Annotated in this window: 24 protein-coding genes and 1 pseudogene; 12 read left to right on the top strand and 13 right to left on the bottom strand. The window is 60.3% G+C overall.

Annotated elements, in window-relative coordinates:
• Window positions 1-10: 10 nt before the first annotated feature.
• From mobA to AC1MEE_RS28560, 4 genes and pseudogenes are all read right to left on the bottom strand, one after another.
• On the bottom strand, window positions 11-601 hold the full coding sequence (mobA, locus tag AC1MEE_RS28545; protein ID WP_480412782.1) for a molybdenum cofactor guanylyltransferase MobA: 591 nt from the start codon (window positions 599-601) through the stop codon (window positions 11-13).
• A gap of 131 nt (window positions 602-732) precedes the next feature.
• Window positions 733-1,507, bottom strand: a pseudogene (locus tag AC1MEE_RS28550) (bestrophin family protein); the annotation flags it as partial.
• A 212-nt stretch (window positions 1,508-1,719) separates the two neighbouring features.
• The gene (locus AC1MEE_RS28555) at window positions 1,720-2,196 is read right to left on the bottom strand and encodes a nuclear transport factor 2 family protein (protein WP_480412783.1); all 477 of its coding nucleotides are present in this window, start codon (window positions 2,194-2,196) and stop codon (window positions 1,720-1,722) included.
• 46 nt (window positions 2,197-2,242) lie between these two features.
• On the bottom strand, window positions 2,243-2,806 hold the full coding sequence (locus AC1MEE_RS28560) for a TetR/AcrR family transcriptional regulator (protein ID WP_480412784.1): 564 nt from the start codon (window positions 2,804-2,806) through the stop codon (window positions 2,243-2,245).
• Between the two features lie 256 nt (window positions 2,807-3,062).
• Between AC1MEE_RS28560 and AC1MEE_RS28565 the strand changes: the two genes are divergently transcribed.
• Complete coding sequence (locus AC1MEE_RS28565) at window positions 3,063-5,237, top strand: mechanosensitive ion channel family protein (RefSeq protein ID WP_480412785.1); 2,175 nt, start codon at window positions 3,063-3,065, stop codon at window positions 5,235-5,237.
• A gap of 190 nt (window positions 5,238-5,427) precedes the next feature.
• Here AC1MEE_RS28565 and AC1MEE_RS28570 read toward each other — a convergent pair whose 3' ends face one another.
• A complete protein-coding gene (locus AC1MEE_RS28570; RefSeq protein ID WP_480412786.1) occupies window positions 5,428-9,780 on the bottom strand; it encodes a DEAD/DEAH box helicase in 4,353 nt (1,450 codons plus the stop codon).
• 302 nt (window positions 9,781-10,082) lie between these two features.
• Between AC1MEE_RS28570 and AC1MEE_RS28575 the strand changes: the two genes are divergently transcribed.
• The gene (locus AC1MEE_RS28575) at window positions 10,083-10,967 is read left to right on the top strand and encodes a sugar nucleotide-binding protein (RefSeq protein WP_480412787.1); all 885 of its coding nucleotides are present in this window, start codon (window positions 10,083-10,085) and stop codon (window positions 10,965-10,967) included.
• Entirely contained in the window at window positions 10,960-11,889 is a 930-nt protein-coding gene (locus AC1MEE_RS28580; RefSeq protein WP_480412788.1) for an NAD-dependent epimerase/dehydratase family protein, read from the top strand. Before AC1MEE_RS28575 ends, AC1MEE_RS28580 begins: the two co-directional genes overlap by 8 nt.
• A gap of 64 nt (window positions 11,890-11,953) precedes the next feature.
• Here the strand turns inward: AC1MEE_RS28580 and AC1MEE_RS28585 are convergent, their stop codons facing one another.
• From AC1MEE_RS28585 to AC1MEE_RS28605, 5 genes are all read right to left on the bottom strand, one after another.
• Window positions 11,954-12,640 (bottom strand): OmpW/AlkL family protein, encoded by a 687-nt coding sequence (locus AC1MEE_RS28585; RefSeq protein WP_480412789.1) that lies wholly within the window; start codon window positions 12,638-12,640, stop codon window positions 11,954-11,956.
• 113 nt (window positions 12,641-12,753) lie between these two features.
• Window positions 12,754-13,290: a DUF3299 domain-containing protein gene (locus AC1MEE_RS28590; RefSeq protein WP_480412790.1), complete on the bottom strand. Its 537-nt coding sequence runs from the start codon at window positions 13,288-13,290 to the stop codon at window positions 12,754-12,756.
• Between the two features lie 11 nt (window positions 13,291-13,301).
• Window positions 13,302-14,567: an ABC transporter permease gene (locus AC1MEE_RS28595; RefSeq protein ID WP_480412791.1), complete on the bottom strand. Its 1,266-nt coding sequence runs from the start codon at window positions 14,565-14,567 to the stop codon at window positions 13,302-13,304.
• A 1-nt stretch (window position 14,568) separates the two neighbouring features.
• A complete protein-coding gene (locus AC1MEE_RS28600; RefSeq protein ID WP_480412792.1) occupies window positions 14,569-15,279 on the bottom strand; it encodes an ABC transporter ATP-binding protein in 711 nt (236 codons plus the stop codon).
• A gap of 122 nt (window positions 15,280-15,401) precedes the next feature.
• Window positions 15,402-16,001, bottom strand: a complete 600-nt coding sequence (locus AC1MEE_RS28605; protein WP_480412793.1) for a DUF2796 domain-containing protein — start codon at window positions 15,999-16,001, stop codon at window positions 15,402-15,404.
• Between the two features lie 162 nt (window positions 16,002-16,163).
• On the opposite strand from AC1MEE_RS28605, the gene AC1MEE_RS28610 reads away from it, so the two are divergent.
• The gene (locus AC1MEE_RS28610) at window positions 16,164-16,505 is read left to right on the top strand and encodes a hypothetical protein (protein WP_480412794.1); all 342 of its coding nucleotides are present in this window, start codon (window positions 16,164-16,166) and stop codon (window positions 16,503-16,505) included.
• Here the strand turns inward: AC1MEE_RS28610 and trxA are convergent.
• The 3 genes from trxA to AC1MEE_RS28625 form a co-directional block, all read right to left on the bottom strand.
• Window positions 16,502-17,374 (bottom strand): thioredoxin, encoded by an 873-nt coding sequence (gene trxA / locus AC1MEE_RS28615; RefSeq protein WP_480412795.1) that lies wholly within the window; start codon window positions 17,372-17,374, stop codon window positions 16,502-16,504. The two genes, AC1MEE_RS28610 and trxA, sit on opposite strands and share 4 nt — an antisense overlap.
• A gap of 249 nt (window positions 17,375-17,623) precedes the next feature.
• Window positions 17,624-18,286 (bottom strand): class I SAM-dependent methyltransferase, encoded by a 663-nt coding sequence (locus tag AC1MEE_RS28620; protein WP_480412796.1) that lies wholly within the window; start codon window positions 18,284-18,286, stop codon window positions 17,624-17,626.
• Window positions 18,283-18,735, bottom strand: a complete 453-nt coding sequence (locus tag AC1MEE_RS28625; RefSeq protein ID WP_480412797.1) for a hypothetical protein — start codon at window positions 18,733-18,735, stop codon at window positions 18,283-18,285. Before AC1MEE_RS28625 ends, AC1MEE_RS28620 begins: the two co-directional genes overlap by 4 nt.
• 225 nt (window positions 18,736-18,960) lie before the next feature.
• Here AC1MEE_RS28625 and nrdR point away from each other — a divergent pair, with 225 nt between their 5' ends.
• From nrdR to AC1MEE_RS28665, 8 genes are all read left to right on the top strand, one after another.
• Complete coding sequence (gene nrdR, locus AC1MEE_RS28630) at window positions 18,961-19,425, top strand: transcriptional regulator NrdR (protein ID WP_297832514.1); 465 nt, start codon at window positions 18,961-18,963, stop codon at window positions 19,423-19,425.
• A gap of 41 nt (window positions 19,426-19,466) precedes the next feature.
• Complete coding sequence (gene ribD, locus AC1MEE_RS28635) at window positions 19,467-20,567, top strand: bifunctional diaminohydroxyphosphoribosylaminopyrimidine deaminase/5-amino-6-(5-phosphoribosylamino)uracil reductase RibD (protein ID WP_480416365.1); 1,101 nt, start codon at window positions 19,467-19,469, stop codon at window positions 20,565-20,567.
• Window positions 20,568-20,613: 46 nt separating this feature from the next.
• Entirely contained in the window at window positions 20,614-21,282 is a 669-nt protein-coding gene (locus AC1MEE_RS28640) for a riboflavin synthase (RefSeq protein ID WP_480412798.1), read from the top strand.
• 18 nt (window positions 21,283-21,300) lie between these two features.
• On the top strand, window positions 21,301-22,392 hold the full coding sequence (gene ribBA / locus AC1MEE_RS28645; RefSeq protein ID WP_480412799.1) for a bifunctional 3,4-dihydroxy-2-butanone-4-phosphate synthase/GTP cyclohydrolase II: 1,092 nt from the start codon (window positions 21,301-21,303) through the stop codon (window positions 22,390-22,392).
• A 135-nt stretch (window positions 22,393-22,527) separates the two neighbouring features.
• Window positions 22,528-23,004: a 6,7-dimethyl-8-ribityllumazine synthase gene (ribH, locus tag AC1MEE_RS28650; protein ID WP_480412800.1), complete on the top strand. Its 477-nt coding sequence runs from the start codon at window positions 22,528-22,530 to the stop codon at window positions 23,002-23,004.
• On the top strand, window positions 23,001-23,501 hold the full coding sequence (gene nusB / locus AC1MEE_RS28655; RefSeq protein WP_480412801.1) for a transcription antitermination factor NusB: 501 nt from the start codon (window positions 23,001-23,003) through the stop codon (window positions 23,499-23,501). The genes ribH and nusB overlap by 4 nt, the downstream gene beginning before the upstream one ends.
• 13 nt (window positions 23,502-23,514) lie before the next feature.
• Window positions 23,515-24,480, top strand: coding sequence for a thiamine-phosphate kinase (thiL, locus tag AC1MEE_RS28660; protein WP_480412802.1), 966 nt, complete (start codon window positions 23,515-23,517; stop codon window positions 24,478-24,480).
• The gene (locus tag AC1MEE_RS28665) at window positions 24,477-24,980 is read left to right on the top strand and encodes a phosphatidylglycerophosphatase A family protein (RefSeq protein ID WP_480412803.1); all 504 of its coding nucleotides are present in this window, start codon (window positions 24,477-24,479) and stop codon (window positions 24,978-24,980) included. The genes thiL and AC1MEE_RS28665 overlap by 4 nt, the downstream gene beginning before the upstream one ends.
• Window positions 24,981-25,033: the final 53 nt, after the last annotated feature.

Here is a 25,033-nt window from a genome sequence, read left to right on the forward strand (position 1 = left end):
CATACCACCATCAAACCAACAAATCCGGTGTATTGAAATTCGTCAGCCGCAGATCGTCGGGCGCGCATTCAAGCGCCCGTAAATCATGTTCCAGCAATACCCGCATCAAACTTCGCTCACCTTCATCCCAGCGGCCGCGCAACGTTGGTAGCAACACAGTGGGGATCAAGCTGAACATCGGCTGCCATTGCCCCGCCTGCCGCACCATCAGCGGTGACGACGCAGGGCCGACGCCATTCAATAGCTGCTCGATAAGCAAGCGGTCAATTCTCGGCGCATCGCATGCGAGAACCAGCACCCAGGCATGACGCGCGACCGAGAGTCCCGCCAACACCCCGGCCAGCGGCCCCGGAAAATCTTGCTGTTCATCCCCGACCAACTGATCGGCAAATGCCTGGTAGCGATCCTGATTGCGGTTGCAGGAGATGATCAGGTCGTCGGTCAGAGGTCTGACGATGTCATGCACATAGGCGATCAGAGGCCGGTCGTTCCAGAGAACAAGTCCCTTGTCTTGCCCACCCATGCGCTGGCCGCGGCCGCCCGCCAGCAGCAGAATTGAGCAGGGCACGGATTCAGGTTGATCAGTCGATGCGGAGGTCATGGAAGCAGTCAACTCAGTACGTAGTCCACGGGTTCGAGCACGGGCGGAAGCTCGGTGATGCCCAGCGCATCGAGTACTTCGCGTTCGATTGTACGCACGATCGAGTCGGTCGGCAGGTCATGTTCGTTGCGGCCGAACGGGTCTTCCAGTTGATCGCCAATGGCGTCGAGCCCGAAGAAGGTATAACTGACGATTGCGGTGAAAGCGGGTGTCAGCCAGCCCAGGGGCTCGGCCATGGCGAATGGCAGCAGGATGCAAAAAAGGTAAATCGTTCGGTGCAGCAGCAATGTGTACGGAAAGGGCAGTGGTGTGGTCTTGATGCGGTCACAGAATGTCAGTGTCCGCGTCAGGTTGGCCAGGCGGGTTTCCATCAGGGTGTAGCGCCATTCACTGATGTCGCCGGCTTCGGCCAGATCAGAGCATTGTTTGCCGACATGACGCAGGATGCGCTCGCTCATGTTCGGGGTGCTGGGCGTTGGTAAAAAGCTAAGCCAGGAGCGGGCTTCGGCCAGCTCGTTTTCCCCGCGCAGGCGGGCATTCATTGCATGAGCGAAGCCGCACAGGTTGCGCAGGATTTTCCCGTGCTCGGCCGGGTCTTTGATGACTTGGGTTTCGCGGATCATCGAGCGCATGTCCATCACCGTCTCCCCCCACAACTTGCGCCCCTCATACCAGCGGTCGTAGCACGCGTTGTTGCGAAAACTCATGAAGATCGAGAGCGATAGCCCGAGCAGGGTAAAGGGTGGCGCTGACACCGGAAAAGTAGGCGGGGTGCCGGGTTTCGATCAGCACGATGACCGAGGCCAGCAGTGTGACCAGCAAGCTGCGCAAGGCGATGTGTTTGGCGATTGATCCTTTGAGCGAAGTCAGAATATGGATCAGATTCGGCTTGGGTCTGACGATCATGGGCGGTGACCTGGTGTGCAACGAAAGCGACGGCGGGGTCCAGGCTGTCCTCGTTCGTTCCTATTGCTGACGATGAGGCGCGCGTTGGACGGTCTAAGCAGTCGAAGCCTAAAAGGCGGGACACTTTTTATCCAATTGCTATTGATGACCGTATCATCGACGGGATCTATCGGCAAACGTCCGTGTTCGCCCAAAGTTGATCGGTTCGCCCGTTACAGGCCCAGATCGGAAAGGCTTGGGTGATCGTCAGGGCGACGACCCAGCGGCCAATGAAATTTGCGGTCGGCTTCTTTGATCGGCATGTCGTTGATGCAGGCGAAACGATTGGCCATCAGGCCGTTCTCAGCGAACTCCCAGTTTTCGTTGCCGTACGAGCGGAACCAGTTACCGGAGTCATCGTGCCATTCGTAGGCGTAGCGCACGGCGATGCGGTTATCGGTAAAGGCCCACAGCTCTTTGATCAGCCGATAATCCAGTTCTTTGGCCCATTTGCGCGTCAGGAAAGCCTTGGCTTCTTCGCGATTGGTGGCGAACTCGGCCCGATTGCGCCATTTGGTGTCGAGGGTATAGGCCCGCGCGATCTTTTCCGGATCACGGCTATTCCAGCCATCCTCGGCCAGGCGGACTTTCAGGATGGCGGATTCGCGGGTGAAGGGCGGCAGCGGCGGACGAGTTTCAGCGTTAGACATGGCAACGTCTCCAGGAAGGATCAAGAGTCAAACAATCAATCGCCCACTAGGTATTCAACAGGTGTTGCGCAATATCACGCGCACTGTCTGCTGAATCAGGGTCTCCCATTACACGGGCAACGGTAATAGCGCCATCGATCAAGACAAGTAGCTGTTTTGCCAACGCATCTGGATCGGGTGCACCAAATTCTTTACACAGTTCGAGTGCATATTCGAGCAACTTTTGTTTGTGCTCTTTAGCGATCAATCGCACCGGGTCAGCGGCATCACCTACTTCGCCTGCAGTATTGATGAATGCGCAGCCACGAAAGCCGTCGCTGGTGAACCAGCTTTTGAGCACAGTAAACAGGTTGAGGATGCGGCCTTCCGGCGTTTGCGCTTTATCGACCTCAGCCCGAAACCACGCCATCCAGCGAATATCGCGTGCGCTTAATGCTTGCGCAGCGATGTCGTCCTTAGTGCTGAAATGGCGATAAATACTCTTTCTCGCCACACCGGAAGTCCGAACCAGAAGGTCCATGCCGGTGGCATGAATACCGTGTTGGCAAATCAGTTGCTCGGCCGTTTTCAGGACGGTGTCGCGCACATCTATGGTGGTGTGTTTGTTCATGTGAAAGAGGGTAGAACGATCGTTCTCTGCGGTCAAGCAACGTGCTGGAAATAAATCCTCCGATTTCGGCGCGGTATTGCGCAGGATGATGCAGAGGCTCAGGCTTGCCCTGGCACAGCGGCTACAGGTGTGGTGTGCGAAGGGTTCATCTTGCGAGCAAAGCGAACTTGCCGGGCAAATCCCGATCAGTTTCCAGGTGCTTCACATTTTTCGGCGAGTCTTTATAGATGAGTCAGCCGTAGGAGGGAATCGCGCTTTGTTGAAGTTCAAGACCGTAACGCTGCTGTGCATCCTGTTTTGCGCGGGCAGTTTTAACCTCCAGGCCGCCGATGTACCTGCCGTTGCGCCTGCGTCGGCGGCACCGGCCGCGACCACTGCTCCAGCGGCTCCCGCCGCCATCGCGCCAGCGACTGCCAAGCCGGCCGCCCCGCAAATACTGGTACAGGGTGGTTTGCTCGGAGCGCTCAGCTCCAGCATTGATGACGTTCAGAACAATCTCGATCAGGACAACTATCTGCTCGATGCATGGCGCCTGCGAGCCGGCCGCGCCGCCGACGAACTCGATCAACTGGTCAATCAGAGCTCTTCGCGCTCGAACGTCAGCATCGCCGGGGATTTCCTGATGCTGTCCGTGGTGTGGATCGGTGCGTTCGCGATCTTCAGCGTAATGGGGCGGTTTATTACCTTGCGCCTCAATCGGCATCCAGTTCTCCTGACGCGCTACCGGGTGCGGGCGCTGTTGAACTACCTGGTGCCGTATACCCTTCCGGCCGTGATCAGCCTGCCGCTGACCCTGTATGTCAGCCACTTCATGCCGACGTCGGTGGGGCGCGCGCTGGCGCTGTGCTTCTCTTATGCGACCAGCAGCGGCATTGTTTCGACCTCGGTGTTGCTGTGTGTGATCGTGATGTTCAACGCCGGGCACAAACGCGCGGCAGTGCGCATCATTCGTCAATACAGCCCGCGGCCACTGTTTCTGATCGGCTTTCTCGCGGCCTTGAGCGATGGGCTGACCAGTCCGCAGATTTCCCGGCAGTTGGGCAGCAACGTCACCAGCAGCATCGCGGTGTTTACCGGGCTATTTGCTTCCGTGGTGTTCTGCATGCTGGTGATCAAAATGCGTCGGCCGGTAGCGCATCTGATCCGCGATCGCTCGTTGAGCCACCGCTTACACCAACCGGCGCTGCAAGAGTCGCTGAAGGTTTTTTCCAGCCTCTGGTATCTGCCAATTCTGTTGATGATTGTGGTTTCGGCGATCCATTTGATCGATGTCGGTGAGGACAGCCAGAAGGCCTTGCGTTGTGCCTTGCTGACCACCGTGTTGCTGATTGCCGCGGTGTTTTTGAGCACGGTTTTCCAACACCTGTTCAAGTCCGCCGAAGTCGCCGAGCGCAATGAACATGTCTACAAAGAGCGTTTTCTGAGCCTGCTTCACGCCTTGCTACGCATCGTGCTGGCGGTGACGTTCCTCGAAGTGCTCGGGCGGATCTGGGGGTTTTCGCTGTTCGAGTTCGCCCAGCGCAATACCGTCGGCCGGGCTATCAGTGACTCACTGAGCCGCATGGGTATGATTTTTCTGGTCACCTGGTTGCTGTGGGTGGTACTCGATACGGCGATTCAAGAAGCCCTGAAACCGTCGCTCAACAAGCGTTCCGCGCGGCAGCCCAGCACCCGGGTAAAAACCATTCTGCCGCTGCTGCGCAACGCGATAAAAATCATCCTGGTGGTGATTTGCGCGATCACGACCATGGCCAACCTGGGGATCAACGTCGCGCCACTGTTGGCAGGTGCCGGTGTGGTGGGCCTGGCCATCGGTTTCGGGTCTCAGCAGTTGGTGCAGGACGTGATCACCGGGTTGTTCATCATCATCGAGGACACCATTTCCATCGGCGACTGGGTGGTGCTCGATTCCGGCCACTCCGGCACGGTGGAAAGCCTGACCGTCCGCACCTTGCGCCTGCGCGACGGCAAAGGTTTCGTGCATTCGGTGCCGTTCGGCCAGATCAAGGCAGTGACCAACCAATCGCGGCAATTCGCCTACGCCTTCTTTGCCATTCAGTTCACCTACGACACCGACGTTGACTCGGCCACTGCATTGATTCGCGAGGCGGGCAGTTCCATCAGCGACGATCTGTTGCTCCAGGGCAATCTGCAAGGGCCGCTGGAAGTATTCGGTGTGGACCGAATGGACCTCAACGGCATCGTACTGACGGCGCAGTTCCGCACTGTGTCGGGCGGCCAATATGGCGTGAGTCGCGCGTTCAACGAGCGGCTGAAAAAGCTTGTGGATAAAACCCCGGACGTCCGTTTCGCCCAGACTTATCCACAGGTAGTGATGAGCCCGCATGCTGAAGCCAATGCTGATGAGCCGCCTGCGCCGCCCAAACCGACCGTGACCAATGGTGATGGCTCTGAAAGCCCGGCTTCATGATCTGCGTCTGGCCGAAGGCCGTAGGAGCTGACTTGTCTGCGATCGGCTGCAAAGCAGTCGTAGAATGCCAAAATGCAGTTTTACTGGAGGAACGGGTATACCGGTTTGCGACTGCTGCGGTCGGACGCGACCCCGGACCGATCGCAGACAAGTCAGCTCCTACAGTTGGTCTGCGCAGGGAGCCAAGAGGTCAGTGCAGCAACCTGTCCCGTACCTGTGCAGTCGCCTGCGGCTCCAGTTCCAGCCAGAACTGCGGCTTGCCGGAGATGATCGCCGCTACCGGAATGCCGTCGCGGTAGATCAGGCGATTACCGGCCAACGCTGGGACTTTGCTGCCCGGAAGCAGGGTGCCCGCCAGGTTCAGCGGGTCAGCCCCGCACAGGCTGATCAAACTGCCATCCAGCGGCCGTTTGCGGATTTCCCGCAGCAGCGGGATGGCTTCGGGCAAGGCGAATTGCTCGCCAGCCAGGCCGCTGACAAACCGCCCACCTCGAATCTCGCCACGTGCCTCCAGTCGATGGAAGGTGCGCAATAGTTCGCGCCAGCTCGGCAGCCAGTCGGCCTCGCGTTCCAGCAAGCGCCAGAACACCACGCCATAGCGGCGTAGCAAGGTCATGGCGATATGTTCCAGTGTCGGCGCTGCGGTCTGTTTCTGCCGACTGTTTTCGCTGGGAACTGGTGCTGGCGAACGGCGCAGCAAGGCCCAGCGCCCGGCATCGTCCATTCCACCGATAAACGCGCCACGGTTGCGGCGGCTGGTATGTGCCGAGCGCTTACTGGCGGGAGTGATCAGGGCGCGCAGACCAGCAAAGCTGTCGGCGTTTACCAGCCCGGCACCGACCAATTCCTGCAAGGCATTCTCCAGCTCGGTGCGCAGCAGATGGGCTTCGTGCAGCAGCTCATCGAAAAACAGCGCGCCATGGCTGACCAGCGCGGCGTGTACTTTTTGCGCACGCAGGGACAGCTCTGCAGGCGACGGTTGTTCGGTCAGTTCGCTCCACAGGTTCACCTGGCTTCGGGGCAGCAGCACGATAGGGGTGCTACGCAAGGCCGCCGCACCGGTTTTATTGCGCGGCGCCAGACGCGTCCACACCACTTTGCCCGAGCGACACAACTCGTCGAGCCAGGTCAGTGAGTAGTCCTTGAGCCGGGCTGGAAGGATGTCGCTGTCCCAGGCGCTGGCGGCGGCCGAATAACCTTCAAGCTGATCAACTATCTCAGGCAGCGCCGTTTTGCCCTGACTGCGGGTGACGCTGGACAGGTGTTGCCAATCGAACAGGAAACGCATGAAATCCTGCAACGACACCGGCTCGATTTCCCGGCGCAGGCGTTTGACTGTGTAGCGATGGATGCGCGCCAGCAGGTGGCGTTCGCACCACTGATCCTCGATTGCGCCAGGGCTGAAGCGGCCGCGCAACACGTAGCCTTCGCTTTCCAGTCGGGCCAGCGCTTGCGCCACGCGGGCCGGCGGCAAGGCCAGCGGTTCGGCGATCTCGTGCAGCGGCAACGGCCCAAAGCCACCGAGGCGGGCGCGGACGATTTCCAGGGTGGCCTCGTCTTCGTCCCACTGATCGTCGAAGCCAGGTAACGCTTGCAACGGTGGGTGTATTTCGGCCTGTGGATAAACCGCGCGCAGGCACGTCAGACGTTCCAGCGCCAGCCACAACACGTGATCCGGGCTGACCTGCAAGCGCGTCGCGCGCCCGGAGATTGCCAAGGCGTCCAGCCACGCCAGCCAGTGCGGATGATCACGCGCTTCGGCGCCGCTGACGCAGCTCAGGCTCATCAATGCCTCATGCATCTCATCGACGTTTTGCGGTTGCGGCCAGGCTTCTTCGCCCACGGCGGCAATCGCGTCGGCGTCCAGTGCGCCCAAATCATCGGTCGATTGCGGATCGCTCCAGCGCCGATTGAGCACCGCCTGGGTGCGGCGCTCTTCCAGCGGCGCGTCATCGAGAAACGTGTAAGGCCGCGCATTGAGAATTTCTGCCGCCAAGGGCGAGGGCGCCGGCAGATCGCGGCTGATCAAGCGCACCTGACCACTTTCCATGCGTCGTAGCAAGGTCAGCCAGCCCTCGCAGTCCATGGCCTCGTGCAGGCAATCGTCGAGGGTTTGTTCGACCAGTGGGTGATCGGGGATTTCACGCTCGCCGAGCAGATTTTCCAGGCAGGCAATCTGATCGGGGAACACGCTCGCGATCAGGTCTTCGCTTTTCATCCGTTGTATTTGCGGCGCGACTTTGCGCCCGCCTGCATAGCGCGGCAGGGCCAGCGCCACGCAGGCGTTCCAGCGCCAACGCACACCAAATAGTGGCGCCTCAAGCACCGCTTGAATCAACAGGTGCTCGGCGCTGTTGGCGTTCAAATACCGCCAGACTTCGTCCAGCTCGAAGCTGTGGCTGGTGGACAACGACAGCACGATGGCGTCTTCGCTGGCGGCGGCTTGCAGCTCGAAATTGAAAGTGCGGCAAAACCGCTTGCGCAGCGCCAGGCCCCAGGCGCGGTTGATGCGGCTGCCGAACGGCGTATGGATGATCAGTTGCGTGCCGCCTGACTCGTCGAAGAAGCGCTCCATTAGCAGCGTGTCCTGCGATGGCAACGCCCCAAGCACCGAACGTGCCCGCGCCAGGTAATCCACCAGTTGCTCGGCGCTGGCCAGATTCAGCCCGAGGGTATCGATCAGCCAATCGATGCACGGCTGTAGATCGCCAGGGCTGGCGCTGAGCAGTTCATCGATCTGCGCTTGCAGGCGCGCCACGGCAAACGACAGCTCGGCACTGCGCCCCGGTGCTTCACCGAGCCAGAACGGAATGTTCGGCGGTTGCCCCTGGGCATCCTCGACCCGTACTCGCCCGGTTTCAATGCGCAGAATGCGATAAGAGGTATTGCCCAACTGGAAGATGTCGCCGGCGATGCTTTCCACAGCAAAGTCTTCGTTTACCGTGCCGATATTTAAACCCTGGGGCTCAAGCACCACACTGTAATCGGCATTGTCCGGGATGGTGCCGCCGCTGGTGACGGCGGTCAGTTTGCTGCCGCGACGCCCGCGCAGGGTGCGGGTCAATGCATCGCGATGCAGATAGGCGCTGCGTACGCCCTGACGGCCGCTGTAGCCTTCGGCGAGCATGCGCAGCAGCGCTTGGTAATGCTCGTCATTGAGAGCCGCGTAGGGCGAGGCCTGGCGGATCATGTCCAGCAGCGCCTGCTCCTGCCATTCCTGGCAGCTGACTTCGGCGACGATCTGCTGCGCCAGCACATCCAGCGGCGCTTCGGGGATCAGTAAGGTGTCCAGCTCGCCACGTCGTACCCAATCGAGCAGCGCGGTGCACTCGATCAGGTCGTCGCGTGACGTGGCGAACAAGCGGCCTTTTGGCGTGCCGCCGACCTGGTGGCCGGAGCGACCGACTCTTTGCAGAAACGCCGCGATGGAACGTGGCGAGGCGATCTGGCAGACCAGATCGACGTCACCGATATCGATGCCCAGCTCCAGCGATGCCGTGGCGATCAGCACCTGCAAGTCGCCGCGCTTGAGCCGTTGTTCAGCGTCCAGTCGCTGTTCTTTCGCCAGGCTGCCGTGGTGCGCGGCGACGGCTTCCTTGCCGAGGCGTTCGCTCAAATGACGGGCCATGCGTTCGGCCATGCGCCGGGTGTTGACGAAAATCAGCGTGGTCCGATGCTCTCGGGCCAGTTGCGCGAGGCGGTCGTACACCAACTCCCAGACGTCGTTCGCCATGACCGCGCTCAGTGGCACGGGGGGCACTTCAATGCCCAGATCGCGTGGGCGTGCGTGGCCGATATCGACAATCGCGCAGGGCCGTTTAATCGGATCGCTACCCATCAGAAAGCGCGAAACACGCTCGATGGGCTTTTGCGTGGCGGATAAGCCAATACGCAGCAGCGGTTCACTGCGTAGCTCCCTAGTGCGCTGCTCTTCACTGCACAGCGCCTGCAAGCGCTCCAGGCTCAAGGCCAGATGGCTACCGCGTTTGCTCGAAGCAATGGCGTGGATTTCATCGACGATCACCGTGCGGGTGCTGGCGAGCATGCGTCGGCCTGAATCCGAGCCGAGCAGCACGTACAGCGATTCGGGGGTGGTCACCAGAATATGCGGCGCCGTCTTGCGCATCGCCGTGCGTTCTTTTTGATGAGTGTCGCCGGTGCGTACGGCGGTGCTGATGCGCAGTTCGGGTAGGCCCATGCGAGCCAGTTGCTCGGTGATGCCGGCCAGCGGCGTTTGCAGGTTGATCTGGATGTCGTTGGACAGCGCTTTGAGCGGCGACACGTAGACCACAAAGGTCTGGTCCGGCAGCTCGCCACCATTGTCCAGCCCCTGATGGACCAGGTCATCGATGACCGCGAGGAAGGCCGTCAGGGTTTTGCCGGATCCGGTGGGTGCAGCGACCAAGGTCGAGCGCCGCGCCTTGATCAATGGCCACGCCTGCGCCTGAGCGGGCGTCACCGCCGGGAAGGTGCTGTGAAACCAGGCACTGACGGCGGGGTGGAACTCGCTCAGAACCGGGTCCGGAGTGGTGAGAAGATTCATCAGCGATTTATGCGGGCTGTGCCGGCAAGATGCAAGAGGAGGCGGGACTTTTGGGCCGAAGGTACCCTTTGTAGGAGCTGCCGAAGGCTGCGATAAGGTCGGAACGACCTTCGCGATCTTAAGAAACGACCGCTTCGGTCGGGCGCGACCCCGGGACGATCGCAGCCTGCGGCAGCTCCTACAAGGGTTTGTGGAAACCCCACAGGCCGGGCGCCTCTTGGGGGATAGGCCTCAACGTGTTATGTTTGCAGACGTTTTCCCACTTTATTTGAACCGATTCTGATACCGGGCCTGCTGACTCTATGCGAATGCGCCTTATGCTGTTGGGCGGCGGGAATGCCCTTGGGCAGGCGTTGATTCGTCTTGGTGCCGAGGAAGACATTGGCTTCCTCGCGCCGCGTCCACCGGAAGCCGGTTGGGATGCGGCGAGCCTGACGCAACTGCTCGACGACACCCGCCCCGATGCCGTGATCAATCTTGCTTATTACTTCGACTGGTTTCAGGCGGAGGCAGTGAGCGAGGCACGTCTGGCTGCTCAGGAGCGCGCCATCGAGCGCCTCGCCGAATTGTGCCAGCACCATAATATCGTTTTGATGCAACCCTCCAGCTATCGGGTGTTCGATGGTTCGCGGGCGACTGCCTACAGCGAAAAAGACGAACCGGTACCGCTGGGTCTGCGTGGTCAGGCGCTGTGGCGGATCGAAAAAAGCGTGCGCGCGACCTGCCCGCAGCATGTGCTGCTGCGCTTCGGCTGGCTGCTCGATGACAGCAGTGATGGCGTGCTCGGGCGTTTCCTCGCGCGTGCCGAACAGCCCGAAGAACTGCCGATGGCCGATGATCGGCGCGGCAACCCGACGCCGGTCGATGATGCGGCGCGGGTGATCATCTCGGTGCTCAAGCAACTCGATTGCGCCGCGCCGCTGTGGGGCACCTATCACTACGCAGGCCACGAGGCGACCACGCCACTGGCGTTGGGTCAGGCGATCCTGGACGAAGCCCGCACAATGCACCCGCTGGCGATTGAAGCGCCGACCGCGCAGGCCCATGCCGCGCGATCCGATGCTGCCGAAGAGCCGCAACACGCGGTACTGGCCTGCAAGAAAATCCTCCATACCTTTGGCATCAAGCCCCGCGCCTGGCGCGCCGGTCTGCCAAGCCTACTGGATCGTTATTATCGTCATGGTTGATGCACCTGTTTTAGTCACCGGCGGCGCCGGCTTCATTGGTTCGCACCTGGTCGACGCCTTGCTCGACAAGGGCTATGCGGTGCGCGTTCTGGACGACCTGTCCACCGGCAAACGCAGTAATCTGCCACTGGAAAACCCGCGTCTCGAATTGATCGAAGGCGATGTCGCCGATGCCGCGTTGGTCGCACGCGCGGCCATTGGTTGCCAGGCCATCGCGCATTTGGCGGCGGTCGCCTCGGTGCAAGCGTCGGTAGAAGATCCGGTGCGCACCCATCAAAGCAATTTCGTCGGCACCCTGAATGTGTGCGAAGCCATGCGTCAGGCCGGGATCAAACGTGTGCTGTTCGCCTCCAGCGCGGCGGTCTATGGCAACAACGGCGAAGGTGAGTCGATCGACGAAGACACGCCCAAGGCGCCTTTGACGCCCTACGCCTCGGACAAGCTGTCGAGCGAGTACTACCTGGACTTCTATCGCCGCCAGCATGGCCTGGAGCCGGTGGTGTTTCGCTTCTTCAATATTTTCGGTCCGCGTCAGGACCCGTCGTCGCCGTATTCGGGTGTAATCAGCATTTTCAGCGAGCGTGCTGAAAAAGGGCTGCCGATCGCGATCTTCGGCGATGGGGAGCAGACCCGGGATTTTGTCTACGTCGGCGATCTGGCGGCGGTGCTGGTGCAAGCGCTGGAGCTACCTGAAGTCGAGACCGGGGCAATCAACGTTGGCCTCAATCAGGCGACTACCTTGAATCAACTGCTGGGAGCTTTGTCGCAGGTGTTGGGCGATTTGCCTGCGATCAGCTATCTGCCGGCGCGTTCCGGCGATATCCGTCATTCACGGGCCAGTAATCAGCGCTTGCTCGAACGCTTCGACTTCCCTGAGCCAACGCCACTGAGCGTCGGTCTGGCACGCTTGCTCGGGCGTTGATTGGAGAACACGAAAAAGGCACCGCGAAGGTGCCTTTTTTGTGCGCGAGTTTTGACTGAAAACGTCAGAACTTGTAACCCAACCCGACCATGTACACCCACGGGTCGACATTGACATTGACCTTGGTCTGGCCGACACCCAGTGCGGTCGGGCCGTCCACGGTAGCCGTGGTGCTCATGTCGATGTACCAAACCGATGCGTTGAGCATCACCCGGTCAGTCAGCATGTAATCCATACCCAACTGACCGGCCAGACCTACCGAGTTCTTCACCTTGAGATTGCTGAAACCTTCGTTCTTGCGGGTGCTGGTCAAGTCGCCGCCAAAGAACATCGTGTAGTTCAAACCGATGCCCGCATAAGGCTGGAATTTCGACGAGGCATCCATCGGGTAATACTGCAACGACAGGGTAGGCGGCAGCTGTTTGATGTCCCCCAGCTTGCCGTCGAGAGCTGGGCCCAGGCCCTGAACCCCAACCGTGTGCTTGAACGGCGTGGCCGCCAGCAGTTCGATACCGAAGTGGTTGGTGAGCATGTAGGCCAGCGCCAGACCGAGTTGTGTGTCGCCGTCCAGGGTCGCCTTGGTGCCCGAGGCTTTGACACCATCAAACTTCAGGTTGCCGCTGTCTTCATTGGGGCTGACCATCGCCGCCCCGGCACGAACGATGATGTCGCCGGCTTCGTGGGCGTGGGCGACGAGAGGGGCGCTGAGCGCCAGCGCAAAAAGAGACGCGCCGAGCAATGACTTGTGCATAAGGGCTCCATTAGACGATTAAATGTGGCGATGTCTAATGGTAGGGCGCGTCTGGAACGGGGCTTTTGACCCAGCTCAATGAAATCGGCTTGAAGCAATAAATGCCAAGGGCCTCAGGATTCAGGCAACTCGTAGACGTAAATTTTATCGGCTTCCATCTTGTACCCCGCATCCGCCAACTCGCTGGTGGAATTTTCGACCTTCATCGCTCCCTCGATCCAGTAAGGCTGATACAGCTCATCGAGTTTCACTCCAACCTTACTGGTGACGTAGACGATCTGGTTCGATGGCGGTGGCGGTACGTGGATGCAGGCGCCGAAGTACGGCACCAGCAAGAACTCGGTCACCCGGCCTTCTTCGGTGACTTCCAGCGGCACGATATACCCCGGCAATCTGATGTGCTGACCGTTCAGTGACTTGACCACTGGCGCGGATGGCGACTGCTGTTTAGCCGCAGGCGCCGATTCGACGGACAAGGTATCGGAAAGGTTCGACAATTTGTGAATCGGCGCCATTTGCGGGGCGATCTTTGGCGCGGCAGGCGGAATCATCTGCTCCCAGGTCAGGTCCCGTGGCGCGGCGGCCCACAGAGGTGTCGCCACCAGTAGTGGAACGATCAGCAGCAACAGTGCAAGCAACGGGCGCGACATGATGGACGTCCTCATAAACGAATCGACAGGCCATCGGCCAACGATTGGCGATAGGCGCGCCAGGCCGGCACGGTACCGATCAACAGCGCAGCAGCCAGAATACCGCCGAGCAAGCTCCACTCGTATTCGCTGGGCAGGGACAGCGGCAAGAACAGGCCGTAATTAGATTGCACGTAACCCTGCGCCGCGGCAATTCCGACATACAACAGGACCACGCCGCTGACCACGCCGGCCAAGGCCAGGGCAAAGGCTTCGAGTACCAGCAGGCTGGCGATATGCCAGGGCCGAGCGCCCACCGAGCGCAGAATCGCCATCTCGCGCCTCCGCTCGTTGAGGCTGGTCAGAATCGCGGTGAGCATGCCGATCAAGCCGGTCAGCACCACGAACAGCGAAATCACGAACAGCGCTTTTTCGGCGGTGCCCATCAGGCTCCAGAGCTCCTGCAAAGCCACGCCAGGCAGAATCGCCAGCATCGGTTCGCCACGGAACTCATTGATCTCGCGTTGCACGGCGAAGGTCGCGATCTTGCTGTTAAGGCCCAGCATGAATGCGGTGATCGCCGTTGGCGTCAGGTCCATATTGCGTGCCTGATCGGCACTGATACGCCCTTCGCCATGGGCCGGCACACCGTTGTGCCAGTCGATATGAATCGCCTCCATGCCACCGAGACTGATATGCAGCGTGCGGTCCACTGGCGTGCCGGTGCGTTTGAGAATCCCGACCACGGTGAACGGCTTGTCGTCGTGCTTGACCAGACTGACGACGGCGACGCCGTGGGCCAGCACCAGCTTGTCGCCAAGCTTGTACTTCAAGGCATCAGCGACTTCGGCACCCAGCACCACTTCAAACGGATCAGTGGCGAACGGCCGGCCGTCAGCCAGTTCCAGATGCTGTTGGCGGCCGAACTGGTAGTGCTCGAAATAGGATTCGTTAGTGCCCATGACCCGATAGCCGCGATGGGAGTCGCCCAGGGAAATCGGGATCGCCCACTTCACATGAGGGTCATTGGCGAAATGTTCGAAGCTGTCCCAACGGATGTTGTTGGTGGCGTTGCCGATGCGGAACACCGAATACAGCAGCAGGTTGATCGAGCCAGAACGGGCGCCGACGATCAGGTCGGTGCCACTGATGGTGCTGGCAAAACTGGCACGGGCTTCGGTGCGCACCCGCTCGACCGCCAACAACAGGCAGACCGACAGGGCGATGGCAAACGCAGTGAGAAAGGCCGTGAAGCGGCGGTTAGCCAGACTGGCCATGGCTAGGCGAAACAAATACATCTCAGACCTCTGCGGCGACGGCGGCGCGATTGAGTTCGGACAACGACAGGTTACGGTCGAACAGCGGTGCCAGGCTTTGGTCGTGGCTGACGAACAGCAGGCTGGCCCCGGCCTCCTTGCACTCAGCGAACAGCAGGCGGATAAACGCCTCGCGCGCATCAGCGTCCAGTGCGGAGGTCGGTTCGTCGGCGATCACCAGTTCCGGTTGGCCGATTAGCGCACGCGCTGCAGCGACACGTTGTTGCTGGCCGATGGACAACGAGTCAGCGCGGCGGCTCAGCAGCCCCGGGTCTTTCAAACCCAAGTGCGCGAGCAGGGTCGCGGCGGCCTGATCGACACTGCCATGGCGCTGTGTCGCCCGTGCGGTACGGAGTTTAGAGAAGCGGCAGGGCAACTCGACGTTTTCACGCACCGACAGAAACGGCAGCAGGTTGAATTGCTGAAAAATATAACCGGTGTGATCGACTCGAAAACGGTCTCGGGCGCCGGCGGACAGCAGTGTCAGCTCCTGGCCCAGCAGGCGAATGCTGCCCCGGTTGGGCTTCTGCACACCGCCCAGCAGCCCGAGCAACGTGGTTTTGCCGCTGCCACTGGGGCCTTTCAAGAACAGTGTTTCACCCGGTTCCAGACGGAACGCCGGGATATCCAGCAACTGCGCGTGACCCGGCCAGCTAAAGCCAAGGTCGGACAGCTCTATAAGTGCTTGGGTCATTTAAGGCATGTTCACACGTAATGAGGCATTGATGTCGCCGCCAGCCGCCCCTACAGGATGTGTAGGAGCGGGGGGGGCGCCTAGTTCTTGCCCGCGATCGACCGCAAAGCGGTCGCGCAGTATCAGAATTTCAGCGTTGCGTTGTCTGGCGTCGCTTCAACACCTTGCTGACCGCTCGGGGCGATCAGTTGTACCTGAATTTTATGAGTGGCGGGGAAGGTCTTGAAGATTTGCGTCAGGTCGAGGTTTTTCAGTGCTGATGGGTTGTCACAGACAAATACGTAGTGGGCGTGAATTTCGCTGTGGTGATGATGCTCTTCGCCTTCACCCTTGGCGTGTGCGTCTTCATCTTCGTCGTGGTCGTCGTCGGCAGCATCAGCATCGGGTTTGTCGCCGAACAACGGGCTTTCCAGCTTCTGCGTGGTCACGGCGCACTTGGCAGCCAGCGGCAGATTGAACAGCGCCTGGGACTTCAGCAGCAATTCACGAGCTTCGGCGACCTTGGCCTTGTCTGCATCGGTGCTGGCAGCATGCTCGAAACCGACGATGTTCATCGACGGGCTGTCCAGCTCCAACTCCAGCGACTTGCCATCCAGCGCGACGTCCAGGCGCGCCACACCGTGTTCGTGAGCGCCAAGGCTGGGGTGTTCGGTCTCACCAGCGGCATGAGCAATAGCCAGCGGAAGCAGGGCAAAAGGCAGAGCGAGCAATAGACGGCGCATAAAAACTCTCCGGGCACAGCATGGATGGGAAATTTGTTATGTGATCTTATAACAATTCTTTTGTGGCTGACACCGCGCATTTCCCTTTGAGACCGCGGTGGCCTTTATCGCAGGCAAGCCAGCTCCTACACTGGGTCGTTAACTGAATAAGGAAAACAGACCATGCTGCGTATCCGCGGAACCATCGGCGAATGGCCAGTGGACCTGACACTGGAGTTGGACGAGAGCGACTGGGCCCAATTGGGCGCTCAGTTGCAGACGACGAAATCAGCAAGCACCGCGACAACCGCCGCGTCCGTCAATCAGGACGATGCCATCTGGCACGTCGCTCAAGACCTATTGCGCAAAGCAGGGCAAATGAGTGGGCCGGACTTGCTCAGTCAGTTGGAAGGCCTGGCCGGCAGCACCGCGGCGGGCAAACGCTTATTGGTGCGTTTGCGCCACAGCGCTGAGGTCAAAGTGGTGAGCGGTGCCGATGCACCACTCTATAGCTGGGTTGGCTAGTACAGCGCAGCAAACAACTTACGACGGTAGGTCGTGACCAGTGGGTGATCGTTGCCCAGCAGGTCGAACACTTGCAGCAAGGTCTTGTGCGCTAGGCCTTCAGCGTAGCTGCGGTTGCGGATGAACAGCTTCAGCAGGCCCTCCAGCGCGGCGTCGTATTGCTGGCGGGACAGTTGCTGGATCGCCAGTTGGTGAGCCGCTTCGTCGTCTTGCGGATTTTTCGCCAGACGGGTTTTCAGGTCTGCGACGTCGGGAAGGTTTGCGGCTTCGCTGAGAAAGGTCAGCTGTGCCTTGGCGCCCGCTAGTGCAGCCTTGTGTTCATCCCCTTTGACAGCATCGAGCACGGTGCGTGCTTCAGTGAGTTCGCCACGTTCGGCCAGGCAACGTGCGTACAGAATCAGCGCTGCGGCATTGGTGTTGTCCTCGCCGAGCAAGTGCTTGAGTACGGCTTCAGCGTCCGCAATGCTGCCTTCTGCAAATAGCGCTTGTGCCTGCTCCAGCGGATCGGCAGCGGCTGGCGGCGGCATTTGCACATGGGGCTCAAGGATCGTGCGAATCGCCGACTCCGGTTGCGCGCCGGTAAAACCGTCCACCGGCTGACCGTCCTTGAACAGCACCACGGTCGGCAGGCTGCGGATGCCGAATCGGGCAACGATGTCCTGTTCGATGTCGCAGTCGACCTTGGCCAGCATCAGTTCGCCCTGATACTCCTCGGTTATTTTCTTGAGCAGTGGCATCAGCACTTTGCACGGCGCACACCATTCAGCCCAGAAATCCACCAGCACCGGCTTGATGAATGAATTCTGAATGACCAGTTGGTCGAAGTCAGCGGTGGTTGCGTCGAAGATGTACGGGGTGTCCTGGCTCATCGCTAGTCTCGAAAAAATCGTTCAATGCCGCTAACTATAAAGGTCGCGGCGCTTTGCCGAAAGCGGTGCGCGTCAGGCCGGGGTAATTCAAATGTAGGAGCTGCCGAAGGCTGCGATAAGGCCGGAACGGCCTTCATGAACATCAGCCTCTACGACCGGTCCCCGGTCGATCGCAGCCTTCGGCAGCTCCTACGGGGGGATTTGTGTCAGACATACAATTTTGCGGTGCCCTCCGGGCAGAATCAGGAGTCAGGCCGGGGTGCGCTGCGTGTGATAAAGGCTGACGTGGCGGAACTCCAGAGGTTCGGCCAGATCGGGCAGGGTGTGGGCTTCGAGTATCTCCAACCGCTGATAAGCCGGATGCTGGAAGTCGCGCACCCGGGAGTCGGCGACCAGCGCCTGGCGACCGCGACTGAGGAAATGGTCCAGCAGCGGCAGGTTGGCGCGGTCGTACAGCACGTCGGCGACCAGAATCAGGTCGAAGCGATCGGTTTCGGCGAAAAAGTCCGACGAGTAACTCAGGTGCACATCGTTCAGTTCAGCATTCGCCCGGCAGGCGGCGATGGCCAGCGGGTCGAGGTCGCAGGCCACCACCTCAAGCGCGCCGGCTTTCACCGCCGCAATTGCTGCCACGCCTGAACCTGTGCCGAAGTCCAGCACGCGTTTGCCTGCCACCCACTGCGGTTGTTCGGCGAGAAAGCACGCCAGCGCCAGACCGCTGGCCCAGCAGAAGCTCCAGTACGGCGGGTCTTCAAGGATGCGTCGGGTTTCTTCCGGGCTAAAGGCACGGTTCATGTTGTCGGCATCAATCAGCCACAGCTTCAGGTCGGTGCCGGGCAGCTCGGTGGCGACCAATTGCGCATCGCCGAGCAGTTCGCTCAAGGCCTGTTGCAGGTGCTGCGGTGGGGTCATGGCGCGTTGACGAACTGCAATGCGCCCAGCGCCTGGGTGGTGCCTTGGAAAATGCGTTGCGACGGCAGATGCAAAATCAACTGACCGGACTGGCTGGCACGACCGCGCAACTCGACACGGGCGCCAACCGGGAAAGATTCCGGGTTGAAGCGCAGTTGGAAGGGCAGGGCTTGATTGGTGCCGACCAGCGTGGTGCTGGCCAACAACCGTTGCGGACGGTTGCGGTCATCGATTACCAGCAGTGCCAACTCGACTTGAGCACCTGCGGGCACGCCCAGCAGTTGGCCGCTCAGCTCGCGTTGGTAAGCCGGCAGCGGGCCAGGACCGACAGGCACCTTGGCTGTTGGCTGTTGGGGCGCTGCTTTGGCCGCGACAGGTTTGGGCGCGTGACTGCTACAGGCGACAAGCAGGGCGACAAGACTGAGCAAAGCAATCGGTCGTAGCGACATGAACAGCTCCAACAGAACAAAAAAACGGGGGAGGCCGAGGCAGGTAATGCAGTATTGTCCAGCTATGTGAGTTTCACACGGCCAGCCGCGCGTCTATATACCGTAAACCTCAAGTCTTGTCTTGCCAGCGGGATACGTCAGGGCAAGTCATCAATTATTTTCGGCGCTGGAAATAATTGATGACTCGCCCTACCATGGCCCTCCCTTTTTTTGTTGCCTGCCACCATGCACTGTCCCTTCTGCGGTGCCAACGACACCAAAGTCATCGACTCGCGCCTCGTCGCCGAGGGCGAGCAAGTACGTCGCCGTCGCGAATGCCTGGCCTGCGGTGAACGTTTTACTACCTTTGAAACCGCCGAATTGGTGCTGCCGCGTCTGATCAAGCAAGACGGCAGTCGTCAGCCTTTCGACGAAGAAAAACTGCGCGCCGGCATGCAGCGAGCGCTGGAAAAACGTCCGGTCAGCGTCGAGCGCCTGGAAGCGGCGCTGGCGCACATCAAGCACAAGCTGCGTGCGACCGGCGAGCGCGAAGTCAAATCGCTGGTAGTGGGTGAACTGGTGATGGGCGAGCTGCAGAAACTCGACGAAGTGGCGTATATCCGCTTCGCCTCGGTTTATCGGCGGTTCCAGGACCTTAACGAGTTCCGTGAAGAAATCGACCGTCTGGCTCGTGAGCCGGTGAAAGAGTGAGCCTGCCTTTGACTGAGCAGAGCGCTCTGGACCTTCATTACATGGCCCGTGCGCTGGAATTGGCGCGCAAGGGTATTTATTCCGCGCACCCGAATCCACGGGTTGGCTGCGTGATCGTGCGCGACGGGCAGGTTGTCGGCGAAGGCTGGCATGTTCGCGCGGGCGAGCCGCATGCCGAAGTGCACGCGCTGCGTCAGGCCGGCGACAAGGCTCGCGGCGCCACTGCTTACGTCACTCTCGAACCCTGTAGCCACCATGGCCGTACCCCGCCGTGCGCCGATGCCTTGGTCAATGCCGGTGTCGCGCGGGTGGTTGCCGCCATGCAGGACCCCAATCCCGATGTTGCCGGAAAAGGCCTGTTGCGGTTGATGGGGGCGGGGATCACCGTGCAGAGCGGTGTGCTGGAAAGTGAAGCCCGGGCGCTGAACAAAGGCTTCTTGAAGCGTATGGAACACGGCCTGCCTTATGTGCGGGTCAAGTTGGCGATGAGCCTCGACGGACGCACCGCCATGGCCAGCGGCGAAAGCCAATGGATCACCGGGCCTGCTGCGCGCTCGGCGGTGCAGCGGTTGCGCGCGCAATCGAGTGTGGTGTTGACCGGTGCCGATACGGTGCTGGCCGACGGCGCACGTTTGACTGTACGTCCGGATGAACTGGGCCTGGATGCCGAACTGACCGCGTTGGCTGTCAGCCGGCCACCGCTACGCGTGCTGATCGATGGGCGCCTGCGCGTGCCCCTCGACGCGCCATTTTTTCAGGCAGGCAATGCGTTGGTGGTGACCTGCGCGGCGGCACAGGCGCGTGAGCGTTATCACGCCGCAGGCCATGAAATACTGGCGTTGGCCAATAGTGAAGGGCAAGTTGATTTGCGCAAACTGATGCTTGAACTGGCCGCCCGTGGCGTCAATGAAGTGTTGGTGGAAGCAGGCCCCCGATTGGCCGGTGCGTTCACCCGGCTCGGGTTGGTCGATGAATATCAGATTTTTGTCGCAGGTAAGTTCCTCGGTTCCACGGCGCGGCCGCTGCTCGATCTGCCGTTGGCGCAGATGAGCCAAGCGCTGGAGCTGAAAATCGTTGAAATGCGCGCGGTGGGTGATGACTGGCGAGTCATAGCAATACCTGTTTCAGCACCCGGCGTATAATTTTCGGTCATCGCTCAGCGCTGGCTTTGTTCTCCTGGAGGACCACATGTTTACCGGCATTATCGAATCCATCGGCAGTATCCGCGCTCTGACTCCTAAAGGCGGCGATGTCCGCGTTTACGTGGCAACCGGCAAACTCGACCTCAGCGACGTCAAACTCGGCGACAGCATTGCGGTGAACGGCGTCTGCCTGACCGCCGTCGAGCTGCCGGGCGACGGTTTCTGGGCCGACGTCAGCCGTGAAACCCTCGACTGCACCGCCTTCGTCGATCTCAAGACCGGCAGCCCGGTCAACCTGGAGAAGGCCCTGACGCCAACGACGCGTCTCGGCGGCCATCTGGTCAGCGGGCATGTCGACGGTGTCGGCGAAGTCCTGTCCCGCGAAGAAAACGCCCGCGCCATCCAGTTCCGCATCCGCGCGCCGCGTGAGCTGGCCAAGTACATCTCGCACAAAGGCTCGATCACCGTGGACGGCACCAGCCTGACGGTGAACGCGGTCAATGGCGCCGAGTTTGAACTGACCATTGTCCCGCACACCCTGGCCGAAACCATCATGGCCGAGTACCGGCCTGGACGGAAGGTCAACCTTGAAGTGGACTTGCTGGCACGTTATCTGGAGCGCCTGCTGTTGGGAGACAAGGCCGCAGAGCCGAGCAACTCATCAGGCGGCATCACCGAAAGTTTTCTGGCCGCCAACGGCTACCTCAAATCCTGAACCGTAAGGGGGTGCCTTGTGGCGCTCAACAGCATTGAAGAACTGGTTGAAGACATCCGCCAAGGCAAGATGGTCATCCTCATGGATGACGAAGACCGCGAGAACGAAGGCGACCTGATCATGGCCGCCGAGTGCTGCAAGGCCGAACACATCAACTTCATGGCCAAGCACGCCCGTGGCCTGATCTGCATGCCGATGAGCCGCGAGCGTTGCGAGACCCTCAAGCTGCCGCTGATGGCGCCTCGCAATGGTTCCGGTTTTGGCACCAAGTTCACGGTTTCCATCGAAGCCGCTGAAGGCGTCACCACCGGTATTTCCGCCGCCGACCGCGCCCGCACCGTGCAGGCCGCTGCCGCCAAGGACGCCAAGGCCGACGATATCGTCAGTCCCGGTCATATCTTCCCGCTGATGGCTCAGGCCGGCGGTACTCTCGCACGCGCTGGCCACACCGAAGCGGCCTGCGATCTGGCGCGCATGGCCGGTTTCGAACCGAGCGGCGTGATCTGCGAAGTGATGAACGATGACGGCACCATGTCCCGTCGCCCTGAACTTGAAGCCTTTGCTGCCGAACACGGGATCAAGATCGGCACCATCGCCGACCTGATTCACTATCGGATGATCCACGAACGTACCGTTCAGCGGATTGCCGAGCAGCCTTTGGACAGCGAATTGGGCCAGTTCAATCTGGTGACCTACCGCGATTCGGTTGAAGGCGACGTGCACATGGCCCTGACCCTGGGCAATATCTGCGCTGAAGAGCCGACCCTGGTCCGGGTGCACAACATGGACCCGTTGCGCGACCTGCTGATGGTCAAACAACCGGGCCGCTGGAGCCTGCGGGCCGCGATGAGCGCGGTTGCCGAGGCCGGCAGTGGCGTGGTGCTGTTGCTCGGTCACCCGCTCGATGGCGACGTGTTGCTGGCGCATATTCGTGAAACAGCCGACCACACCGCGGTGAAAAAACCGACTACCTACAGTATTGTCGGTGCCGGTTCGCAGATTCTGCGTGACCTTGGCGTGCGCAAAATGCGCCTGATGAGTTCACCCATGAAGTTCAATGCGATATCCGGTTTCGATCTGGAAGTTGTAGAATACGTGCCCTCCGAATAAAGACCGGTTGGGGTGGTTCGTGTGGAATCCTGAAGGCTTTCACACTTTCTACCCGACAGTCTGCAATTGGTGGCCTAAAATCCCTCAAAGCGCGCCGATCGGGCGTGCTTGCTCTTTAAGACGAGACTCACCCGAATGACCCTGAAGACCATCGAAGGTACCTTCATCGCCCCCCAAGGCCGCTATGCCCTGGTGGTTGGCCGTTTCAACAGCTTCGTCGTCGAAAGCCTGGTGAGCGGTGCCGTTGATGCACTGGTTCGCCATGGCGTGAGCGAAAGCAACATCACTATTATCCGCGCGCCGGGTGCCTTCGAAATTCCGCTGGTGGTGCAGAAAGTTGCCCAACGCAGTGAATACGCAGCCATCATCGCCCTCGGTGCCGTTATTCGTGGCGGTACTCCGCATTTCGAATACGTCGCTGGCGAATGCACCAAAGGCCTGGCCCAGGTTTCCATGGAGTTCGGCGTGCCGGTCGCTTTCGGCGTATTGACTGTCGATTCCATCGAGCAAGCCATCGAACGTTCCGGCACCAAGGCCGGTAACAAAGGTGCTGAAGCCGCATTGTCTGCCATCGAGATGGTCAGCCTGCTGGCACAGTTGGAGGCCAAGTGATTTCCGACGAAAGCGATCGTTTCAACCCGCGTGACGAAAAATCACCTGAAGTCGCCAAGAGCAAAAGCGCCAAGCGTCGCGAAGCGCGTCAGCTCGCGACTCAGGCGTTGTATCAGTGGCACATGGCAGGTCATTCGCTCAATGAAATCGAAGCGCAGTTCCGCGTCGACAACGATTTCAGCAATGTCGACGGTACGTATTTCCGTGAGTTGCTGCACGGTGTTCCGACCAACAAGACCGAGATCGATACTGCTCTCGCGCCTTGCCTGGACATCACCATCGAAGAGCTCGACCCGGTTGAGCTGGCGATTTTGCGCCTGTCCACCTACGAGTTGCTCAAGCGCATCGACGTGCCGTATCGCGTTGTGATCAACGAAGGCATCGAGTTGGCGAAAGTCTACGGCTCCACTGACGGCCACAAGTTCGTCAATGGCGTGCTGGACAAACTGGCTCCTCGTCTGCGCGAAGCCGAAGTGAAGGCGCACAAGCGCTCCTGAGCGCCTGCACTTTATGGGTGAGTTCGAGCTGATCCGCAATTACTTCGCCGCTGCGCCCTGTGCGCAGGCGGGCGAAGGGGTCGCATTGGGGATTGGCGACGACTGCGCCCTGCTGACTGTGCCGCCCGGTGAGCAGTTGGCGGTTTCGACTGACACCCTGGTTGCCGGGGTGCACTTCCCCGATGCCTGCGACCCCTTTCTGCTTGGCCAACGTGCCCTCGCGGTGGCTACCAGCGATCTGGCAGCCATGGGCGCGACACCACTCGCCTTTACCCTTGCCCTGACCTTGCCCGACGTCGACGCCGACTGGTTGCAAGCATTTGCTCGCGGTTTGAACATGATGGCGCAAGGTTGCTCGCTACGTTTGATCGGGGGCGACACCACCCGTGGACCGCTGAGCCTGACCCTGACCGTGTTCGGCTGTGTGCCTGCCGGACAGGCGCTGACTCGCAGTGGTGCCCGACCGGGTGATCTACTGTGTGTCGGTGGCCCGTTGGGTGATGGGGCCGGTGCCTTGCCGCTGGTGCTGAACCAGCGCAGTACCGAGGCGTCTATCGCTCAGGCATTGCTGGCCCGTTACTGGACGCCACAACCGCAGTTGGCGCTGGGTCAGGCCTTGCGCGGCAAAGCCACGGCGGCGTTGGATATCTCCGATGGGCTGTTGGCTGATTGCGGGCATATTGCCGTGGCGTCCAACGTAGGCGTGCTAATCGAACGGGATGCGTTGCCGCTGTCAGCGCCACTCACGGCGTTTGTCGGGCTGGACGCTGCGCGCGATGCTGCGCTCAGTGGTGGCGATGATTATGTGCTGGCCTTTACGCTGCCAGAACCGCAACTGGCCGGGTTACTCGCAGCAGGTTTGTCGGTGCATGTGGTCGGTCGGGTCGTGGCGGGGCAGGGTGTGGCCGTGGTCGATGCCGACGGACAGGACGTCACTCCGTTGACTCGGGGCTATCAACATTTTCAGGAGACTCAGTGACAGATCATCCTAATCAAGTTCCGGGGAGTCGAGTACCACCCTCGGTGTGGACCAACCCCTGGCATTTTCTGGCCTTTGGTTTCGGCTCCGGTACCTTACCCAAAGCACCTGGCACCTGGGGTTCTTTGGTCGCGCTGCCGTTTATCCCACTGTGGCAGTTGCTGCCCGATTGGGGTTATTGGCTGATGCTGGGCATCACCCTGCTATTCGGCGTCTGGCTATGTGGCAAGGTCGCCAAAGATCTGGGTGTACACGACCATGAAGGCATTGTCTGGGACGAAATGGTCGGCATGTGGATAACACTTTGGCTGGTACCGCACGGATGGTATTGGTTGCTGGCGGGTTTTTTGCTGTTCCGCTTCTTCGATATTCTCAAGCCGTGGCCGATCAGCTGGATCGATCGGCATGTACATGGCGGCGTGGGGATCATGTTCGATGATGTACTGGCCGGCGTTTTTGCCTGGCTGGGGATGCGGGCGCTGGTGTGGGTATTTATTTAAGGGTGTCAGGCGTATGGGCGGCGAGGGCCATTGATCTAATGCCTCGATCTTTA

This window comes from Pseudomonas sp. ASL3 (assembly GCF_056680425.1).

Bases quoted from the DNA above. Each gene is read 5' to 3' on its own strand.
- AC1MEE_RS28600 (WP_480412792.1), bottom strand. From the start codon at position 15,279: ATGACCCAAGCACTTATAGAGCTGTCCGACCTTGGCTTTAGCTGGCCG.
- AC1MEE_RS28570 (WP_480412786.1), bottom strand. From the start codon at position 9,780: ATGAATCTTCTCACCACTCCGGACCCGGTTCTGAGCGAGTTCCACCCC.
- AC1MEE_RS28625 (WP_480412797.1), bottom strand. From the start codon at position 18,735: ATGTCGCTACGACCGATTGCTTTGCTCAGTCTTGTCGCCCTGCTTGTC.
- AC1MEE_RS28560 (WP_480412784.1), bottom strand. From the start codon at position 2,806: ATGAACAAACACACCACCATAGATGTGCGCGACACCGTCCTGAAAACG.
- AC1MEE_RS28610 (WP_480412794.1), top strand. From the start codon at position 16,164: ATGCTGCGTATCCGCGGAACCATCGGCGAATGGCCAGTGGACCTGACA.
- AC1MEE_RS28575 (WP_480412787.1), top strand. From the start codon at position 10,083: ATGCGAATGCGCCTTATGCTGTTGGGCGGCGGGAATGCCCTTGGGCAG.
- AC1MEE_RS28555 (WP_480412783.1), bottom strand. From the start codon at position 2,196: ATGTCTAACGCTGAAACTCGTCCGCCGCTGCCGCCCTTCACCCGCGAA.
- AC1MEE_RS28580 (WP_480412788.1), top strand. From the start codon at position 10,960: ATGGTTGATGCACCTGTTTTAGTCACCGGCGGCGCCGGCTTCATTGGT.
- AC1MEE_RS28590 (WP_480412790.1), bottom strand. From the start codon at position 13,290: ATGTCGCGCCCGTTGCTTGCACTGTTGCTGCTGATCGTTCCACTACTG.
- thiL (WP_480412802.1), top strand. From the start codon at position 23,515: ATGGGTGAGTTCGAGCTGATCCGCAATTACTTCGCCGCTGCGCCCTGT.
- AC1MEE_RS28585 (WP_480412789.1), bottom strand. From the start codon at position 12,640: ATGCACAAGTCATTGCTCGGCGCGTCTCTTTTTGCGCTGGCGCTCAGC.
- trxA (WP_480412795.1), bottom strand. From the start codon at position 17,374: ATGAGCCAGGACACCCCGTACATCTTCGACGCAACCACCGCTGACTTC.
- AC1MEE_RS28595 (WP_480412791.1), bottom strand. From the start codon at position 14,567: ATGTATTTGTTTCGCCTAGCCATGGCCAGTCTGGCTAACCGCCGCTTC.
- ribH (WP_480412800.1), top strand. From the start codon at position 22,528: ATGACCCTGAAGACCATCGAAGGTACCTTCATCGCCCCCCAAGGCCGC.
- nrdR (WP_297832514.1), top strand. From the start codon at position 18,961: ATGCACTGTCCCTTCTGCGGTGCCAACGACACCAAAGTCATCGACTCG.
- ribD (WP_480416365.1), top strand. From the start codon at position 19,467: ATGGCCCGTGCGCTGGAATTGGCGCGCAAGGGTATTTATTCCGCGCAC.
- AC1MEE_RS28640 (WP_480412798.1), top strand. From the start codon at position 20,614: ATGTTTACCGGCATTATCGAATCCATCGGCAGTATCCGCGCTCTGACT.
- AC1MEE_RS28605 (WP_480412793.1), bottom strand. From the start codon at position 16,001: ATGCGCCGTCTATTGCTCGCTCTGCCTTTTGCCCTGCTTCCGCTGGCT.
- AC1MEE_RS28620 (WP_480412796.1), bottom strand. From the start codon at position 18,286: ATGACCCCACCGCAGCACCTGCAACAGGCCTTGAGCGAACTGCTCGGC.
- mobA (WP_480412782.1), bottom strand. From the start codon at position 601: ATGACCTCCGCATCGACTGATCAACCTGAATCCGTGCCCTGCTCAATT.